This is a genomic window from Pseudomonas sp. B21-023 (assembly GCF_024749165.1).
Taxonomy (GTDB): domain Bacteria; phylum Pseudomonadota; class Gammaproteobacteria; order Pseudomonadales; family Pseudomonadaceae; genus Aquipseudomonas.
Window position 1 is genome coordinate 1,223,914 of the sequence record NZ_CP087190.1, and the last position, 17,521, is coordinate 1,241,434.

The 17,521-nt window shown below is 64.6% G+C and carries 15 protein-coding genes; 3 read left to right on the plus strand and 12 right to left on the minus strand.

Features of this window, described 5'->3' with window-relative positions:
• Positions 1 to 130: 130 nt before the first annotated feature.
• Positions 131 to 340 (plus strand): cold-shock protein, encoded by a 210-nt coding sequence (locus LOY42_RS05585; protein ID WP_011535295.1) that lies wholly within the window; start codon positions 131 to 133, stop codon positions 338 to 340.
• 64 nt (positions 341 to 404) lie between these two features.
• Here LOY42_RS05585 and LOY42_RS05590 read toward each other — a convergent pair whose 3' ends face one another.
• From LOY42_RS05590 to LOY42_RS05605, 4 genes are all read right to left on the minus strand, one after another.
• Positions 405 to 782: a hypothetical protein gene (locus tag LOY42_RS05590; RefSeq protein ID WP_102684040.1), complete on the minus strand. Its 378-nt coding sequence runs from the start codon at positions 780 to 782 to the stop codon at positions 405 to 407.
• A 17-nt stretch (positions 783 to 799) separates the two neighbouring features.
• Positions 800 to 1,612: a putative RNA methyltransferase gene (locus LOY42_RS05595; RefSeq protein ID WP_139669171.1), complete on the minus strand. Its 813-nt coding sequence runs from the start codon at positions 1,610 to 1,612 to the stop codon at positions 800 to 802.
• The gene (gene dapE / locus LOY42_RS05600; RefSeq protein ID WP_139669173.1) at positions 1,612 to 2,763 is read right to left on the minus strand and encodes a succinyl-diaminopimelate desuccinylase; all 1,152 of its coding nucleotides are present in this window, start codon (positions 2,761 to 2,763) and stop codon (positions 1,612 to 1,614) included. The genes LOY42_RS05595 and dapE overlap by 1 nt, the downstream gene beginning before the upstream one ends.
• A gap of 114 nt (positions 2,764 to 2,877) precedes the next feature.
• Positions 2,878 to 5,469 (minus strand): glycosyltransferase, encoded by a 2,592-nt coding sequence (locus tag LOY42_RS05605; RefSeq protein ID WP_139669175.1) that lies wholly within the window; start codon positions 5,467 to 5,469, stop codon positions 2,878 to 2,880.
• Positions 5,470 to 5,757: 288 nt separating this feature from the next.
• On the opposite strand from LOY42_RS05605, the gene tcdA reads away from it, so the two are divergent.
• Complete coding sequence (tcdA, locus tag LOY42_RS05610) at positions 5,758 to 6,567, plus strand: tRNA cyclic N6-threonylcarbamoyladenosine(37) synthase TcdA (protein ID WP_139669177.1); 810 nt, start codon at positions 5,758 to 5,760, stop codon at positions 6,565 to 6,567.
• A 35-nt stretch (positions 6,568 to 6,602) separates the two neighbouring features.
• Here tcdA and LOY42_RS05615 read toward each other — a convergent pair whose 3' ends face one another.
• The 4 genes from LOY42_RS05615 to LOY42_RS05630 form a co-directional block, all read right to left on the minus strand.
• Positions 6,603 to 7,013 carry a SufE family protein gene (locus LOY42_RS05615; protein ID WP_139669180.1) on the minus strand — a complete coding sequence of 137 codons (411 nt, stop codon included), beginning with the start codon at positions 7,011 to 7,013 and terminating at the stop codon, positions 6,603 to 6,605.
• Entirely contained in the window at positions 7,010 to 8,215 is a 1,206-nt protein-coding gene (locus tag LOY42_RS05620) for a cysteine desulfurase (protein ID WP_139669182.1), read from the minus strand. The genes LOY42_RS05615 and LOY42_RS05620 overlap by 4 nt, the downstream gene beginning before the upstream one ends.
• Positions 8,216 to 8,295: 80 nt before the next feature.
• Complete coding sequence (gene dapD, locus LOY42_RS05625; RefSeq protein ID WP_139669184.1) at positions 8,296 to 9,330, minus strand: 2,3,4,5-tetrahydropyridine-2,6-dicarboxylate N-succinyltransferase; 1,035 nt, start codon at positions 9,328 to 9,330, stop codon at positions 8,296 to 8,298.
• Between the two features lie 42 nt (positions 9,331 to 9,372).
• Complete coding sequence (locus LOY42_RS05630) at positions 9,373 to 9,720, minus strand: ArsC family reductase (RefSeq protein WP_139669187.1); 348 nt, start codon at positions 9,718 to 9,720, stop codon at positions 9,373 to 9,375.
• Between the two features lie 278 nt (positions 9,721 to 9,998).
• Between LOY42_RS05630 and LOY42_RS05635 the strand changes: the two genes are divergently transcribed.
• Positions 9,999 to 11,645 carry a Na+/H+ antiporter gene (locus tag LOY42_RS05635; protein WP_139669189.1) on the plus strand — a complete coding sequence of 549 codons (1,647 nt, stop codon included), beginning with the start codon at positions 9,999 to 10,001 and terminating at the stop codon, positions 11,643 to 11,645.
• Here the strand turns inward: LOY42_RS05635 and LOY42_RS05640 are convergent.
• From LOY42_RS05640 to map, 4 genes are all read right to left on the minus strand, one after another.
• Positions 11,642 to 12,388 (minus strand): peptidase M12, encoded by a 747-nt coding sequence (locus LOY42_RS05640; RefSeq protein WP_258599999.1) that lies wholly within the window; start codon positions 12,386 to 12,388, stop codon positions 11,642 to 11,644. The genes LOY42_RS05635 and LOY42_RS05640 overlap by 4 nt on opposite strands.
• A 109-nt stretch (positions 12,389 to 12,497) precedes the next feature.
• Positions 12,498 to 13,691 carry a succinyldiaminopimelate transaminase gene (gene dapC, locus LOY42_RS05645; RefSeq protein WP_139669193.1) on the minus strand — a complete coding sequence of 398 codons (1,194 nt, stop codon included), beginning with the start codon at positions 13,689 to 13,691 and terminating at the stop codon, positions 12,498 to 12,500.
• Between the two features lie 21 nt (positions 13,692 to 13,712).
• Positions 13,713 to 16,412: a [protein-PII] uridylyltransferase gene (locus LOY42_RS05650; RefSeq protein WP_139669194.1), complete on the minus strand. Its 2,700-nt coding sequence runs from the start codon at positions 16,410 to 16,412 to the stop codon at positions 13,713 to 13,715.
• A 25-nt stretch (positions 16,413 to 16,437) separates the two neighbouring features.
• Positions 16,438 to 17,220, minus strand: coding sequence for a type I methionyl aminopeptidase (gene map, locus LOY42_RS05655; RefSeq protein ID WP_094011637.1), 783 nt, complete (start codon positions 17,218 to 17,220; stop codon positions 16,438 to 16,440).
• Positions 17,221 to 17,521 lie beyond the last annotated feature (301 nt).

Genomic DNA, 17,521 nt, shown 5'->3' on the forward strand with positions numbered 1-17,521 from the left:
TGAATTTTTTTTGTTCCCTGTCATATACTCGGCCTGCCGCTTGCAGGATATTCGCGCAAGCTGCGTCGGCACGGGCGGTGAGCCCATGCCAGCAAGGCGATCTTCAAAATAAAAATCCGGAGTAGTTCAGATGTCGTCTCGTGAGACTGGGAATGTGAAGTGGTTCAACGATGCCAAGGGTTATGGCTTCATTCAGCGCGAAGGTGGTGCGGACGTGTTCGTCCACTATCGGGCTATCCGCGGTGAGGGGCATCGCACCCTGGTCGAGGGACAGCAGGTGGAGTACGCACTCGTGCAGGGCCAGAAAGGCCTGCAGGCAGAGGATGTAGTCGGGCTCTGAGTCTTCCGGCTGCACGCTCAAGCTGCAAGTTGTCCGTGGAACTTGCAGCCTGATGCGAACGGCCTCAGCTGGTACGCCAGGTGATTTCCTCTTCACCGTCGGCGCTGATGCGGATCCAGCGATCGGCATCTTCTTCCCCGTCTTCTTCCGCCCAGCTACCTGGCGCGCAACGCACTTCGACGTTCAGCGCGGCGAATGCCGCACGCGCGCAGGCGATGTCGTCGACCCAGGGGGTCTGGTCACTTTCCAGGTACAGGCTGTTCCATTTCCCCACAGCCTTTGGCAACCAGGTAACCGGGATGTTACCGGCTGTGCACTTGAAGGTCTGGCCTTTCTGCTTCCATTCGCTGCACGGGCCCAGGGCCTGGGTCAGCCAGTCGGCGATCTGCTTGTGATCGACCTCGGCGTCCTTGAGGTAGATCTCGATATCGGGTTGACGCATGGGTGGCTCCAGTGTGCTCAGTCTTGGCGCACGAAATAGTCATAACGCATGGAAACGGTGACCACGAAAGGTTCGGGTTGGTCGATCACTTGTGCGCGCTTCTCGGCGCTGGCCCGCCAGCCGTGCGGGGTCATCGCCAGCAGATCGGCGCGGGCCTTGGCCTCGACCAGGCTCAGGCGGAACTCGAGGACCTCGCTGTGGGCGTGGGTCATGCCTTCAGGGACCAGGGCAAGGTGCTTGTCGTCGGCGTAGGGACGCACTTCATCGTAGAGCACCTCGCGCAGCTCCATCAGGTGACCGCTGGTCGGGCCGACCCGCATCAGCCCGCCGCCCGGGGCGAGCAGGCGCCTGGCCTCCTGCCAGTCGAGCGGGCTGAACACGCTGGCGATGAAGCCACAACTGGCATCGGCCATGGGAACGCGGGCCATGCTGGCCACCATCCAGGTCACTCCAGGGGCTCGGCGGCAGGCGCGCTTCACCGCTTCGCGGGAGATGTCCAGGGCGTAGCCGTCGGCCGCAGGCAGCGCCTGGGCAATCTGCGCGGTGTAGTAGCCTTCGCCGCAGCCGATGTCCAGCCAGGCCTGCGGCTGGCGCTCGGCAGCCAGTTGCGCCAGGCGACTCGCCACCGGGGCGTAGTGCCCGGCGTCGAGGAAGTCACGACGGGCTTCGACCATGGCCTGGTTGTCACCCGGGTCGCGGCTGTTCTTGTGTTGCACCGGCAGCAGGTTCAGGTAGCCCTGGCGGGCGCGGTCGAAGCGGTGGCCGGCGGGGCAGGCCACGCCGTTGTCGAGCTGCGCCAGGGGCGCCTGGCAGAGAGGGCAGGCGAGCATCAGGCGAGCAACCGTACCAGGGTCTGATAGTAGATCTCGGTCAGCAGGTCGAGGTCGCTGGCCAGGATACGCTCGTCCACCTGGTGGATGGTGGCGTTGACCGGGCCGAGCTCGACCACCTGGGTACCCATGGTGGCGATGAAACGGCCATCGGAGGTACCGCCGCTGGTGGATGGGCGGGTCTCGCGACCAGTGACGGCCTTGATGCTCGACGACACCGCATCGAGCAGTTCGCCCGGCTCGGTGAGGAACGGCAGGCCCGACAGCGCCCAATCGATGCTCCATTCCAGCTGGTGCTTGTCGAGGATCGCCGCGACGCGTTGCTGCAGGCCCTCGACCGTCGATTCGGTGGAGAAACGGAAGTTGAACAGCGCGGTCAGCTCGCCCGGTACCACGTTGGTGGCGCCAGTGCCGGAGTTGAGGTTGGAAATCTGGAAGCTGGTCGGCGGGAAGAACGCATTGCCTTCGTCCCAGTGCTCGGCCGCAAGTTCCGCCAGGGCCGGCGCGGCCAGGTGGATAGGGTTGCGCGCCAAGTGCGGGTAGGCCACGTGGCCCTGCTTGCCGCGCACGGTCAGCTTGGCGCCGAGCGAGCCGCGACGGCCATTCTTGACCACGTCACCGAGCAGGGTGGTGCTGGACGGCTCGCCGACGATGCACCAGTCCAGGCGCTCGTTGCGCGCCTTCAGACGCTCGACCACGGCCTTGGTGCCATGGTGGGCCGGGCCTTCCTCGTCGCTGGTGATCAGGAACGCGACCTTGCCGCGGTGGTTCGGGTAGTCGTGCACGAAGCGTTCGCTGGCCACCACCATCGACGCCAGGCTGCCCTTCATGTCGGCGGCGCCACGGCCGCAGAGCATGCCGTCGGCATCGATCAGCGCTTCGAACGGCTCATGCTGCCACTGCTGCACCGGGCCGGTGGGCACCACGTCGGTGTGGCCGGCGAAGCACAGCACAGGTCCGTCCTGGGAGCCATGGCTGGCCCAGAAGTTGTCTACGTCTTCGATGCGCATCGGCTCGAGCTGGAAGCCGACGGCGCCCAGGCGGTTCATCATCTGGGTCTGGCAGTCGGCATCGACCGGGGTGACCGACGGGCGGCGGATCAGGTCGCAGGCCAGTTGCAGGGTAGGCGAAAGCTCGGCAGGGGCCGTCATTGCAAGACTCCGGGGGCAAGGCAGGGCAGGAAACTGGGCGTTATCTTATATCAAATGATGTTTGCGGACACGATGTGCTTGGCGGGAGCGGCGTACCGCCGCTCCCACGCCGCATCAAACGACTTGTGCTTCGCTGACCTTGTCCGCCGGCTTGGGCAGCGACGACAGCAGCGCCATCACCAACGCCGCCAGGTATGGCAACGACTGCACCAGCAGCATCGCCACCCAGAAGCGCATGTCCGAACTCGGCAGCCCCTGAACCAGATAGATCCCTAGCGCCGCGCCCCACAGCATCAGCATGATGAACAGCTCTTCGCGGGCCTCGGCAATCGCCACCAGCAGCCCATGGCTATCAGCATTCTTTGGCGTGCGGAAGAACGGCATGCTGCTGGTGAAGAAACCGTACAGCACCGCCTTGGCGATGGTATGCGACAGCGCCAGCCCTGCCAGGGCGGCGGCGAAGGCGTCCTTCAGGTCGACACCCACCGCGCGGCGATAGAGGAACAGGATCTTGCCGACCTTGAAGAAGAACAGCGCCAGCGGCGGGATGGCGAACATCATCAGCGGCGGATCGACCCGATGCGGCACGATGATCATCGCCGCCGACCACAGCAGCGCGCCGACGGTGAAGAAGATGTTCATGCCATCGGCGATCCATGGCAGCCAGCCGGCCAGGAAGTGGTAGCGCTGGCCGCGGGTCAGCTCGCTGCCCTTGCCGCGCAGCAGGGCGCCGGCGTGGTGCTTGATGATCTGGATGGCGCCGTAGGCCCAGCGGAAGCGCTGCTTCTTGAAGTCGATGAAGGTGTCGGGCATCAGGCCCTTGCCGTAGCTGTTGTGGGCGTAGGCCGCCGACAGGCCTTTTTCGAACACTCGCAAGCCCAGTTCGGCGTCTTCGCAGATGCACCATTCGGCCCAGCCGAGCTCCTCGAGCACGCTGCGCCTGGTCATGGTCATGGTGCCGTGCTGGATGATCGCGTCACGGTCGTTGCGGGTGACCATACCGATATGGAAGAAGCCCTTGTACTCGCTGTAGCACAGCTTCTTGAAGGCGCTCTCGTGCTGGTCGCGGTAGTCCTGCGGCGACTGCACCACGGCGATCTTCGGGTCGGAGAAGTGCGGCACCATGTGTTTTAGCCAATTACGGTCGACGCAGTAGTCCGAGTCGATCACCGCGATCACCTCGGCGTCCTTGGCGGTGTGCGGGATCAGGTAGTTCAGCGCCCCGCCCTTGAAGCCGGCCAGGGGCGCGACGTGGAAGAACTTGAAGCGCGTGCCGAGCTTCTCGCAGTGGGCCTTGAGCGGCTCCCACACGGCCGGGTCCTTGGTGTTGTTGTCGATCACCAGCACTTCGTAATCCGGGTAGTCCAGCGCGGCGAGGGCGTCTAGGGTCTGCTTGACCATCTCCGGCGGCTCGTTGTAGCACGGCACATGCACCGAGACTTTGGGGCGATAGGCGCTGCCGCCCTGCACGGGCAGGAATTCGCGTCGGCGTTTGTGGATCCACACCGCCTCGGCCAGTTCGTGGGCCTCGGTCAGCAGCACGATGAAAACGCCGAGGGCACCGAGCGCCAGCAGCACGCCCACGGTGAGGCTGAACCAGGTGCTGTACTGCTGGCTGTAGTCGTAGGCGATCCATACCAGCACCGACCCGCACAGGAAGGTGATGAAGGTGAGGAAGGTACGCCCGCGCTGGCGCAGGGCCGAGCCGTCGATCAGCAGGACGGCCAGGGCGATCATCGCCAGCACCACCGAGGCCACGGCCAAGGCGCGCCATTGCGGGATCGCCACGATCGGCCCCTCGAAGTTGAACTTCTGCTGGCGCTCGGCGTTGTACACACCCCAGTAGGCGCCAACCGAACCTTCGTCGCTGGCCTTCCACGGCTGGTCGTAGGCCTCGATGACGAAGTAGTTGTAGCCACGGCGGTTGAGGGTGTTGACCAGGGTACGCAGGTAGATGGCCTGGTCGGCCTGGGTGGCGTCGGCGCCGCCGCGCATACGGCCATTGCTGGGCCAGCCAACCTCCGAGAGCAGCAGGGGCTTGCGTGGGAACTGCTTGCGCAGCTCGCGGGCACGGTCGAGGACGAACTGCACCGAGTCCTTCATGGGCACGAATTCCCAATAGGGCAGGATGTGCGCGGCGATCAGGTCGACGTGTTTCGCCAGCTCCGGGTGTTCCTTCCAGATGTGCCACTGCTCGCTGGTGGTCACCGGCACCTTCACCGCGGCGCGCACCCGGTCGAGGTAACCGATCAACTGTTCGGCGGTGACTTCCTCGCGAAACAACGCTTCGTTGCCGACCACCACCCGCACCACGCTGCGCGAGGTATTGGCCAGGCCGATGGCCTTTTCGATCTCGCGCTCGTTGCGCTCCTGGTCGTTGCTGATCCAGATGCCCAGGGTCACGCGCAGGCCGAGCTCTTCGGCCAGGCGCGGTACCTCGGCCTGGGTGCCTTCAACGGTGTAGATGCGCACGTTGTCGGTCAGCTTGTTCAGTTGCTCGAGGTCCTGGCGGATCTCGTCCTCACTGGGGTACTGGCCTTTCTGCGGGCTTTGCCCCAGGCGGAAGGGCGAATAGGAAAACCCGGAGATCTGTTCCGGCCAGGCGGGGGCGGAAACCGGGCGGTTGATCAAGGCCCAGAACCCGGTGAACAGCGCGGCGATCGCCAGGACCACCACCAGGTTGAGACCGAATTTACGTGATGACATAGGTGTTCGAGGTTCCGAAGAGGGGAGCGAGGGTCGCTGTCGCAGGCCGTGGGTCCTACAAGTGCCGGAGAAGGTAATCTGTTGGATTATCGACAAGGAATGTAGTTCTGAGGCCGCTCGCTTGTCGTCCAGATATATTTGCTTGATAGGACATTAAAGCAGGCTCGGTAGGTTTTGTTCCAACCCCGGGCCGCTCTGCCACGCCCTTGCGGCGTGTTCACGCGCTGTGCTCCCCCTGGAGCGCATGCCTTGGCATATAATGCGCGCCGGTTTTTTCGAGGTACCCACATGAGCACAGAAGATCCACGCTTCGCCGGCGTCGCCCGGCTCTACGGCGACGACGGCCTGCAACGCCTGCGCCAGGCCCATGTGGCCATCGTCGGTATCGGCGGGGTCGGCTCGTGGGCAGCCGAGGCCCTGGCGCGCAGTGGCGTGGGCGAGATCAGCCTGTTCGACCTCGACGATGTCTGCGTGAGCAACACCAACCGCCAGGCCCACGCCCTCGAAGGGCAGGTGGGCCGCCTCAAGGTCGAGGTGATGGCCGAGCGTCTGCGGGCGATCAACCCGGCTTGCACGGTGCACGCGGTGGCCGATTTCGTCACCCGCGAGACCATGGCCGAGTACATCACCGAGCAGATGGACTGCGTGATCGACTGCATCGACAGCGTGATGGCCAAGGCCGCGCTGATCGCCTGGTGTCGCCGGCGCAAGATCGCCATCGTCACCACCGGTGGCGCCGGCGGGCAGATCGACCCGAGCCAGATCCAGATCGGCGACCTTAACAAGACCTTCAACGACCCGCTGGCTTCACGGGTGCGCTCGACCTTGCGCCGTGACTACAACTTCTCGCGCAACACCAGCCGCAACTATGGCGTGCCGTGCGTGTTCTCCAGCGAACAGCTGCGCTACCCCAAGGGAGACGGCAGTGTGTGCCTGCAGAAGAGCTTTGTCGGTGAAGGCGTACGCCTGGACTGCGCAGGTGGTTTCGGCGCGGTGATGATGGTGACCGCGACCTTCGGCATGGTGGCGGCGAGCAAGGCCGTTGAAAAACTGGTGGCCGGAGCGCGGCGACCTTCGGAGCGGGTCAAGGCTGAATAGGCTATCGCGGGGCAAGTCGGGTAGCCGCGATGGCCTTAGTCTCCTGAGGCCAGATCGGCCATGCGCTGCAACACGGCATGCAAGCCGTTGCTGCGCGACGGTGAAAGTTGCCTCTCCAACCCCAACTGGGCAAACCAGTCAGGGACATCCAGCCTGCCCAGCTGTGCACTGTCCATTCCTTGAACCCTTACCAGCAACAACGCCAGCAACCCCCGCAGCATCCGCGCATCGCTGCCTGCCTTGAACCGCCAGTGGCCGTCGTCCTGCACCGCAACCAGCCACACCAGGCTCTCGCAGCCATGCACCCGGTTGGCTTCGGTCTTGTCGCTGTCACCCAGCGGTTCCAGGCGGTCGCCCCACTGCATCAGCAACCGCGCCCGTTGTTCCCAGCCACGCGCCTGTTCGAAAGCTTCCAGCGCTTGGCTGGCCTCTGGCGAAAGGTTCATCGCAACAGCTCCAGGCCTTTGTCGAGCGCCGCGAAGAAGCGCTGCAGGTCGTCACTGTCGGAGTACAGCCCCAGCGAAACGCGGATCGCGCCATCGAGCCCCAGGTGCCTGAGCAGTGGCATGGCGCAATGGTGCCCGGCGCGCACGGCGATGCCCTGTTCGGTCAGCAGGTGGGCGATATCGGCGTTGTGCACGCCATCGATGACGAAACTGGCCAAAGCCGCCTCGGGTGAGCCGAGCAGGCGAACCCCCTCGCGATCGGCCAGGCCCCGTACCAGATACTGGTGCAGGCTGCTTTCATGCGCGGCCACGGCATTGGCGTCGAGGCTGGCCAGGTGGTCCAGGGTGGCCCCCAGGCCGATAACCCCGGCAATCGGCGGGGTGCCGGCTTCGAAACCCAGTGGCGCGTGGCGGAAGCTGGCGCTCTGGTAGTCCGCCATCTGCACCATTTCTCCGCCGTATTGCCAGTGATGCAGCAACGCCAGCGCATCCTGGCGGCCGTAAAGTACGCCCACTCCGTCCGGACCATAGAGTTTGTGGCTGGAGAACACATAGAAGTCGCACGCCAGTTGCTGCACGTCATGCCGGCCATGAACCACGCCTTGGGCGCCATCGACAACGCTCAGCGCGCCCTGGGCGCGGGCATGTGCCAGCAAAGGCGCCAGCGGTTGCCAGGTACCCAGCACGTTGGACAGTTGGCTGATCGCCAGCAGGCGAGTGCGCGGGCCGATCAGTTGCAGGGCCTGCTCCAGGTCGACATGCCCCTGGTCAGTGACCGGGAGGACCACCAGTCGCAGGTTGCGGCGGTGCGCCAGTTGTTGCCAGGGCAGCAGGTTGGCGTGGTGCTCCAGGCCGCTGACGGCGATTTCGTCGCCTGCCTCGAAGCGATGTTCCAGGCCATAGGCCAGCAGGTTCAATGCAGAGGTAGCGCCGTGGGTGAAGACGATCTGGCGCGCATCGGCTGCATTGAGCCAGGCGGCGACCTTGTCCCGTGTGCCCTCGAAGGCCTGTGTCGCCAAGGCGCCGGGCAGGTGCTGGGCGCGGTGCACATTGGCTGCACCATGCCCGTAGTAATGGCTCAGGGCATCAAGCAAGGCCTGGGGTTTCTGCGCGGTGGCGGCGCTGTCCAGATAGGTCTGGTGCTGCCGTTGCAGGGCGGCGATGGCCGGGAAGTCGGTACGCCAGGGGGAGGGCTGGAACATGTTCGCGGGGCCTGGAATGAAAAATCGGGTCTGCCCGTAGGAGCAGACCCGATCTTATCACCTCAAACCCAGGCAGAGCCTCAGTTGTGAGCGTGCAATGCCTCGTTCAGCTCGATGGCCGACTTGTGGGTCTTGCACTCCACGGCGCCATTGAGCGAGTTGCGGCGGAACAGCAAGTCGGTCTGTCCGGCCAGATCGCGTGCCTTGACCACCTTGACCAGCTGGTTGTTCTCGTCCAGCAGGTTCACCTTGGTACCGGCGGTGATGTACAGGCCGGCTTCGACGGTGTTGCGGTCGCCCAGCGGGATGCCGATACCGGCGTTGGCGCCGATCAGGCAGCCTTCGCCGACCTTGATGACGATGTTGCCACCGCCGGACAGGGTGCCCATGGTCGAGCAGCCGCCGCCCAGGTCGGAGCCCTTGCCGACGAACACGCCTGCGGAGACGCGGCCTTCGATCATGCCCGGGCCTTCGGTGCCGGCGTTAAAGTTGACGAAGCCTTCGTGCATGATGGTGGTGCCTTCGCCGATGTAGGCGCCCAGGCGCACACGGGCGGTGTCGGCGATGCGCACGCCGGCGGGCACCACGTAGTCGGTCATCTTCGGGAACTTGTCCACCGAGAATACTTCCAGCAGTTCGCCTTTCAGGCGCGCTTCCAGTTGCAGCTCGGCCAGCTCGGCCAGGTCGACCGCGCCCTGGTTGGTCCAGGCGACGTTGGGCAGCAGCGGGAAGATGCCGGCCAGCGACACACCGTGCGGCTTGACCAGGCGGTGCGACAGCAGGTGCAGCTTGAGGTAGGCCTCGGGGGTGGAGGTCAGGGCGCCGTCTTCGGCCAGCAGGGTGGCGACCAGCGGCTTGTGGCTTTCGGCCAGGCGGGTCAGCAGGGCGGCCTGGGCGGCGTCGATGCCCTTGAGCGCGTCGGCCAGCTGGGCGGCCTGGGCAGTGCTGAAGGCGATGGCCTGGTTGCCCCCTTCATAACCGAGGACCGGTGCGATGGCCGCGACCAGTTCGGCGGACGGCTTGAGCACAGGCTGTGCGTAGAAGACTTCCAGCCAGGCGCCCTGGCGGTTCTGGGTGCCGACGCCGAAGGCCAGGCTGAACAGCGATTGAGACATGCGATTACCTCATGCGAAAAGGGGATGGAGCGTAATGCGTGATCAGGCCAGCGCCGCCGCGTACAGGTCGGGCTTGAAGCCGACCAGCGTGCGTTCGCCGAGGTCGAGCAGCGGGCGCTTGATCATCGACGGTTGGGCGACCATCAGTTCGACGGCCTTGGCCTGGTCGAGGTCGGCCTTGCTGGCGTCGTCGAGCTTGCGGAAGGTGGTCCCGGCACGGTTCAGCACGACTTCCCAGCCATGCTCGTCGCACCAGCGGTTCAGGCTGTCGCGGTCGATGCCCTGGGTCTTGTAGTCGTGGAAGTCGTAGCCAATGGCCTTTTCTTCAAGCCAGGTACGGGCTTTTTTCATGGTGTCGCAGGCTTTGATGCCGTAGAGAGTGTAAGCCATTGAAATGCCTGGGGCTGCCGGCTGGGGGCTGGCGTCCCCGATACTCCTTGAAGATTGGGTGGGAGCGATTATGCGGTATCGATGGGGTTGGCGCCACGGCTGCGGGCCCGAAGGTACGGGGGGATGTATGTCACATCGTCTCAAGTAGCATTGTGTTACATATTCGGCGGTGGGTTGCGACTAACGTGCAGCGGTCCACAATAGAAGGTCCTCGCTAACATATTGTTTCAATGGCGATGTTTCGCTGTCGTTTCTCCGATCACACAGGAAGCTTGCCCATGCAGTCAGCCTATACCGTTCTTATCCTGCTGATGCTGGTGAGCGTGTCGAAACTGGTGGGGCGGGTGTTGCCGCTGCCGCTGCCGCTGGTGCAGATCTGTGCCGGTGCCTTGCTGGCCTGGCCAACCCTGGGCCTGCACGTGGCGCTGGACCCGGAGTTGTTCCTGTTCCTGTTCCTGCCGCCGTTGCTGTTCGCCGATGGCTGGCGTATGCCCAAGCGCGAGCTGTGGCGTATCCGCGGGCCGGTGGTGGCTCTGGCCGTGGGGCTGGTGCTGTTCACCGTGGTCGGTGCCGGGTACTTCATCCACTGGCTGCTGCCGAGCATTCCCCTGCCGGTGGCCTTCGCCCTGGCGGCGGTGCTGTCGCCCACCGATGCGGTGGCGGTCTCGGCCATCACCCAGGACCGCCTGCCCACGCCCCTGATGCACATGCTCCAGGGCGAGGCATTGATGAACGACGCCTCGGGCCTGGTAACCTTCAAGTTCGCCCTGGCCGCCGCCATCACCGGCGTGTTCTCGCTGACCGAGGCCAGCCTGACCTTCGTGCTCGTCGCCCTTGGCGGCCTGGCGGTGGGCGTGGCGCTGAGCTGGCTGGTGGGGCGCCTGCGCATGTGGATGATCACCCGCGGTTGGGACGATCCGGCCACCCACGTGGTGTTCATGCTGCTGCTGCCGTTCGCCGCCTACGTGCTGGCCGAGCGCCTGGGCGTGTCGGGCATCCTCTCGGCGGTGGCCGCGGGCATGATGCAGAGCTGGCTCGACCTGCTGCCGCGTCAGACCAGCACCCGCCTGCTCAACCGCAGTGTCTGGTCGTTGCTGGAGTTCGCTTTCAACGGCCTGATCTTCCTGCTGCTCGGCCTGCAGTTGCCGGACATCATCAAGGCGGTGGTCACCGACGAGGCGACGGTGTGGCCGACCCTGGCCTGGCGCTGCCTGGACGTGGTGGCGATCTTCGCCGCGCTGGTGCTGCTGCGTTTTGTCTGGGTGCAGAGCATCTGGCGGGCGATCGGCGTGGTGCGGCGCTGGCGCGGCAAGCCGGCGCTGGTGCTGATGCCGACCGCGCGCTCCTGCTGGCTGCTGACCTTTGGCGGCGTGCGCGGGGCGGTGACCCTGGCGGGCGTGATGTCGGTGCCGTTGCTGATGGGGGCGGGCAAAGCCTTCCCCGAGCGCGACCTGCTGATCTTCATTGCCGCCGGGGTGATCCTGCTGTCGCTGGTCAGCGCGGTGATTGCCCTGCCGATCCTGCTGCGTGGCGTGACCAAGAGCCCTGACGAACGCTTGCACCAGGAGGTGCAGGAGGCCTGGCGGCGCACCGCCGAAGCGGCTATCCATGCCCTGGAAGCCGAGGAGGTGATCGATGCCAATGCGCCCCAGGACGCCGCCCAGGCCACCCTGGCCACCGAGCTGAAAGCGCGGCTGATGGCCGAATACCGGGATGAACTGGACAGCTACAACGACACCGCCGAGGCCCGTGCGCTGGCCGAGCAGATGGACCAGTTGGAGCGCCGCCTGAGGCTCCGTGCGCTGCGGGCGCAGCGCTTGGAGCTATATGAGTTGCATCGCCAGCACCGGGTGGGCGATGAAGTGGTGCGCCAGGTGCTGGGCGAGTTGGACATGAGTGAGGCGAACCTGGGGCTGGTTCGTTAGCAGCGCAACTGACAGGGGTGGGGATAGACCAGGCGCATGAAGCGTTTGTCTTTTTCACTGATTACCTGGTTTCGCCTTGCCTTCCAGTTACCGACTGTGTGCGTCTGCCTGACCTGATAATGCATGATTGACTGCCTGTCGTAGGGCAGCAGCAATCGGGTGCCATCGTCAGGCACCGGAAGAAACTGGGTGGCGAGCTCGTCCTCGATCGCATCGTCGAGCGCCTCCTGGTCGTCCACTTCCTTGGCGAGGATTTCTCTCAACAGCGGACGCAGTGCCGCGAGGTCCCAGGGAATGTTGGCGTGGGGATGCTGATGCTCGTGATCCATGCCCAGCGCATGGCCGAACTCATGCAGGACGATTGCTTCGAAGCGCGGGTCTGACAGCTTGGCGCCAATGGCCATGCTCTCGTCCGCCTCATTCAGCGACTGGTTGCCCAGGACGCTGTAGTTGATGTCTTCGGCGACATCGGTACGAATGCGGATTTCGGCCTGGCTGTCACCATCGTTGACAAGCTTGAAATGCAGGTTGGCGTACCTGAGCCAATGGCACGCAGTGGCGACGATCGCCTGCTTGTGCCAGGGGCAGGTGCCGTTCAGGAACGAGATCCTGAGTGTCTGGCCGGCAGACCAGAATACCGAGGTTACGCCTACCGAGCGCTTACGGCGTGTGTGCTGCGCATGGGCTGAGTACAGCTTCTTGCGCAGGCGATAGGTGGATGAGGCAAGGAGGGAATCGACCATTTGTTGTCACCGTCTGGTTGGAGAGGGTGGCAAGTATCTGGGATGCGGGCAGGCCATGAGCTGTGCATATTGCTGGGGCGACGCCCCTCCGAAGAGGGGCGTTATGACATTAACGGCTCAGGAATGCGCGAATACGCTCTGCGGCTTCGATGCACTCGGCCAGCGGAGCAACCAGCGCCATGCGCACGCGGCCGGCGCCTGGGTTTACGCCGTTCACCTCGCGGGACAGGTACGACCCCGGCACCACAGTGACATGCTCTGCCTCGAACAAGTCGCGGGTGAATTCTGCGTCGCTGCCCGGTACCTTGGCCCACAGGTAGAAGCTGCCATCCGGGCGCTGTACATCCATTACCGGCTGCAGGATGTCGAGCACCGCGTCGTACTTGGCGCGGTACTGGTCGCGGTTCTCGCGCACGTGGGCCTCGTCCTGCCAGGCGGCGATGCTGGCCAGCTGGGTTTGCACCGGCATTGCGCAACCGTGGTAGGTCCGGTACAGCAGGAATGGTTTGATGATCTCGGCGTCGCCAGCCACGAAGCCCGAACGCAGGCCGGGCAGGTTGGAGCGCTTGGACAGGCTGTGGAACACCACGCAGCGCTTGAAGTCACTGCGACCAAGCGCAGCGCATGCGCTCAGCAGGCCCGGTGGCGGCACGTCCTCGTCGAAGTACAGCTCGCTGTAGCACTCGTCGGCGGCGATCACGAAGTCGTGCTTGTCGGCGAGGGCGATCAGCTTCTTCAGGGTATCCATCGGCACCAGGGCGCCGGTGGGGTTGCCCGGGGAGCACAGGAACAGGACCTGGCAGCGTTCCCAGGTCTCGTCCGGCACGGCGTCAAAGTCGGGGTTGAAGCCGTTGCTTTCCAGGCATGGCAGGTAGTGCGGGGTGGCGCCGGCCAGCAGGGCCGCACCTTCGTAGATTTGGTAGAACGGGTTGGGGCTGACCACCAGGCCGTCATCGGCGCGGTTGACCACGGCCTGGGTGAAGGCGAACAGTGCTTCGCGGGTGCCATTGACCGGCAGGATGTGACGGTCGGCGTCCAGCCAGCCCGTTGGCACGCCGAAGCGCCGTTCGCACCACTGGCCGATGGCCTGGCGCAGGGCCGGGAGGCCGATGGTGCTGGGGTATACCGCCAGCTTGTCGAGGTTGTCGGCCATGGCCCTGGCGACGAACGCCGGCGATTCATGTTTCGGCTCACCGATCGACAAGGCGATGGCGCGCTTGTCGGCTGCCGGTTTCACGGTGCCCAGCAGGGCGCGCAGTTTCTCGAACGGGTAGGGCTGGAGCTGGGTCAGGGCGTGGTTCATCGGCGCAAGGTCTCGTTAGCGTCAAAAGGTCATGCGGGTAGGGCTGGCGTCGCTGGCCTGGCCGGCCTGCAACTGCTGGACGATGGCTTCCTGCAGGCGGCTGCACAGCTGCGGGTCGGACAGCGGCTGGTTGTCGGCGTCGGTGATGAAGAACACGTCTTCCACGCGCTCGCCGAGAGTGGCGATCTTGGCGTTTTGCAGTGAGATGTCGAACTCGAGGAAGATCCGCCCGATCCTGGCCAGCAGGCCGGGGCGGTCGGGCGCGGTGATCTCGAGGATGGTCACCGGGCGCTGGGCGTCGTTGAGGATGGTCACCTGCGGCGGGAAATCGAAGTGCTTGAGCTGGCGTGGCACCCGGCGCTGGATGATCGCCGGGTAGTCCTCGGGATTGCGCAGCGCCTCGGTCAGGCCGTCGCGGATCTGCCTGACCCGCTGTGGATTGTCACCGATCGAGCCGCCGTCGTTGTCGAGCACGATATAGGTGTCGAGGGTGAACTGGCTGCTCGAGGTGATGATCCGGGCATCGTGGATGTTCAGGTTGAGCTGGGCCATGGCGGCCACGGTCACGGCGAAGAAATCGTGCTGGTCGGGGGCGTAGATGAAGATCTGCGTGCCGCCCTCGAATTCGCGCTGGGTGGTCTCCTTGATCAGCACCAGCGGGCCGCCATCGGCCGGTTGCTGGAGGATCGCATCACTGTGCCAGGCCACATCGGCGGCAGTGTGCTTGAGAAAGTAGTCGTCGCCCAGTTGCGACCAGAGCTGCTCGACGTCATCCGGGTCGGTGCCCTCGCGCACCAGGATGTCCAGCGCCGCGCTTTGCGTCTGGCGGATCTGCTCTTCGCGGTCCAGCGGGTTTTCCAGGCCACGGCGCAGGGCGCGCTTGGTTTCGGTATAGAGCTGGCGCAGCAGGCTCGCTCGCCAGGAGTTCCACAGGCTGGGGTTGGTGGCATTGATGTCGGCCACGGTCAGCACGTAGAGGTAATCCAGGCGCGTCTCGTCACCGACATGCAGCGCGAAATCGTTGATCACCTGTGGGTCGGAGAGGTCCTTGCGCTGGGCGGTGGTGGACATTACCAGGTGGTTCAGCACCAGCCAGACAATCAGGCGGCTGTCCCAGGCCGGCAACTGGTGGCGCTGGCAGAACGCTTGCGCGTCGACGGCGCCCAGTTCGGAGTGGTCACCCTGGCGACCCTTGCCTATGTCATGGTAAAGCCCTGCCAGGTAAATCAGCTCGGGCTTGGGCAGGCGGCCCATGAGCTTGCTGGCCAGCGGGAACTTCTCCGAGACCGGCGTGTATTGCAGTTTGCGCAGGTGCTTGATCAGGTTGAGGGTGTGGGCATCGACCGTGTAGATGTGGAACAGGTCGTGCTGCATCTGCCCGACGATCAGGCCGAACTCCGGCAGGTAGCGGCCGAGGATGCCGTAGCGGTTCATTCGCCGCAGGTTGCGGTGGATGCCGATCTCGCACTTGAACAGCTCGATGAACAGGCTGGTGTTGCGGATATCGTGGCGGAACTTGTCGTCGATCAGGTGGCGATGTTCGCGCAGCAAGCGCACGGTGTCGGCGCGCACGCCCTTGATTTCGGGGTGCTGGGCCATCAGCACGAAGATTTCCAGCATGGCGAACGGGGTGCGCCGGAAAACGTTCGGGTTGACCGCTTCTATATAGCCATCGTGCAGGCGGAACCGCGCATTGACCGGCTGCGTGGCGCCGCTGTCATCGGCCAGGATCACCTCTTCAAAATGCTGGATGATCAGGTCGCACAGCTGGCTGATGCTCATCACCACCCGGTAGTACTGCTGCATGAATTGTTCGATGGCGCGCTTGGGGTTCTCGTCGGTGTAGCCCAGCAGCGCGGCGATGCTGCGCTGGTGGTCGAACAGCAGGCGGTCTTCGGCGCGCCCGGCCAGCATGTGCAGGGCGTAACGCACACGCCAGAGGAAGGCCTGGGACGAGGCCAGCAGCTCGTTTTCGCTCTCCAGCAGGAAGTCTTCACCGGCCAGCGCGTGCAGGTTCAGCGTGCCGTACTGGCGCCTGGCTACCCAGAGCACGGTCTGGATGTCGCGCAGGCCGCCCGGGCCGCCCTTTACGTTGGGTTCGAGGTTGTACTCGGTATCGTTGTACTTGTGATGGCGGGCCTTGAGTTCGGCACGTTTGGCCAGGAAGAACTCCTTGCTGGGCCACATGTGCGCGGTGCTGGTGGCGTCGAGCATGCGCTGGCGCAGGGGCTCGGGGCCGGCGATGGTGCGGCTTTCCATCAGGTTGGTGATGACCGTGAGGTCGGCCCGGGCCTGCTCGGCGCACTCGTCGACGGTGCGCACGCTCTGGCCGACCTCCAGGCCAATGTCCCAGAGCAGGGTGAGGAAGCGCTCGATGGCATCGCGGTACTGCTCGTGCTCGGCGGCGTCGAGCAGGATCAGCAGATCGATGTCCGAATACGGATGCAGCTCGCCACGGCCGTAGCCGCCAACCGCCACCAGGGCGATGCCGTCTGGCGTGCCCCAGCTGAACTGGTGCCAGGCCTGTTGCAGGATGTTGTCGACGAACCAGGCGCGGTCCTCGATCAGCCGACGGATCTCGCGGCCTTCGCGAAAACGCTTGTCGAGCACCTCGCTGGCCATGCGGATGGCCTTCTTGAAAGCGGCGATGGGGCTTGCCTTGAGGGCCAGTTCCGCCTGGAACTGGCCGCGGTCGAACAGTTCGGGATCCACCTGGGGCATCGAGTCGCGTTCCTGTGGTTCAGTATCAGGCCGAGGTGCGCGGGATGGTGTCGTCCTTGCGCAGGGTGAAGATCTCGTAGCCGGTGGCGGTCACCACCAGGGTGTGTTCCCACTGGGCCGAGAGCTTGCGGTCCTTGGTGATGGCGGTCCAGCCGTCGCCCAGCACCTTGGTGTCGGCCTTGCCCTGGTTGATCATCGGTTCGATGGTGAAGGTCATGCCTTCCTTGAGCTCCATGCCGGTGCCGGCGCGGCCGTAGTGGACGATCTGTGGCTCTTCGTGGAACACCTTGCCGATGCCGTGGCCGCAGAACTCGCGGACCACCGAGAAACCGTTCTTTTCGGCATGCTTCTGGATCACCTCGCCGATGTCGCCCAGGCGGCAGCCGGGCTTGACCAGTTCGATGGCCTTGTACAGGCACTCCTGGGTGACCTTGGACAGGCGTTCGGCCCACGGCGCGACGGTGCCGACATGGAACATCCGGCTAGTGTCGCCGTGGTAGCCGTCCTTGATCACGGTCACATCGATGTTGATGGTGTCGCCATCCTTGAGTGCCTTGTCATTGGGGATGCCATGGCAGACCACGTGGTTGATCGAGGTGCAGATCGACTTGGGGAAGCCTTTGTAGTTCAGTGGCGCCGGGATGGCCTTCTGCTCGTTGACGATGTAGTCGTGGCAGAGGCGGTCGAGCTCCTCGGTGGTGATACCGGGCTTGACGTGTGGCTCGATCATTTCCAGCACTTCGGCGGCCAGGCGGCCGGCGATGCGCATCTTCTCGATGTCTTCTGCGGTCTTGATGGTGACGGTCATTACAGGCTCTCTACGGCGCCGCGGGCGGCGCGAACAAACGGGAAAGGCCGGATTCTACCAGAGCGCGGCGTCGATCTGTCGGGATAGTCCAGCAGATCCGGTGGTCTATTGAGGGCATTCTGGCCCCAAAAGGCGGGGGCTGCAAAAGCCGCTGACGGACGAAGCATCATCCGGGTTCCGTTCGCTCGCCGGCTGTGGTATAAAATGCGCCGCTTTCGGGGGATGTCCTCCGTCAGCTCAAACCCACACACGTGTCGACACGATGGCCTGGGTGCCCGGTTTCCCTGGAAACACGGGTTGG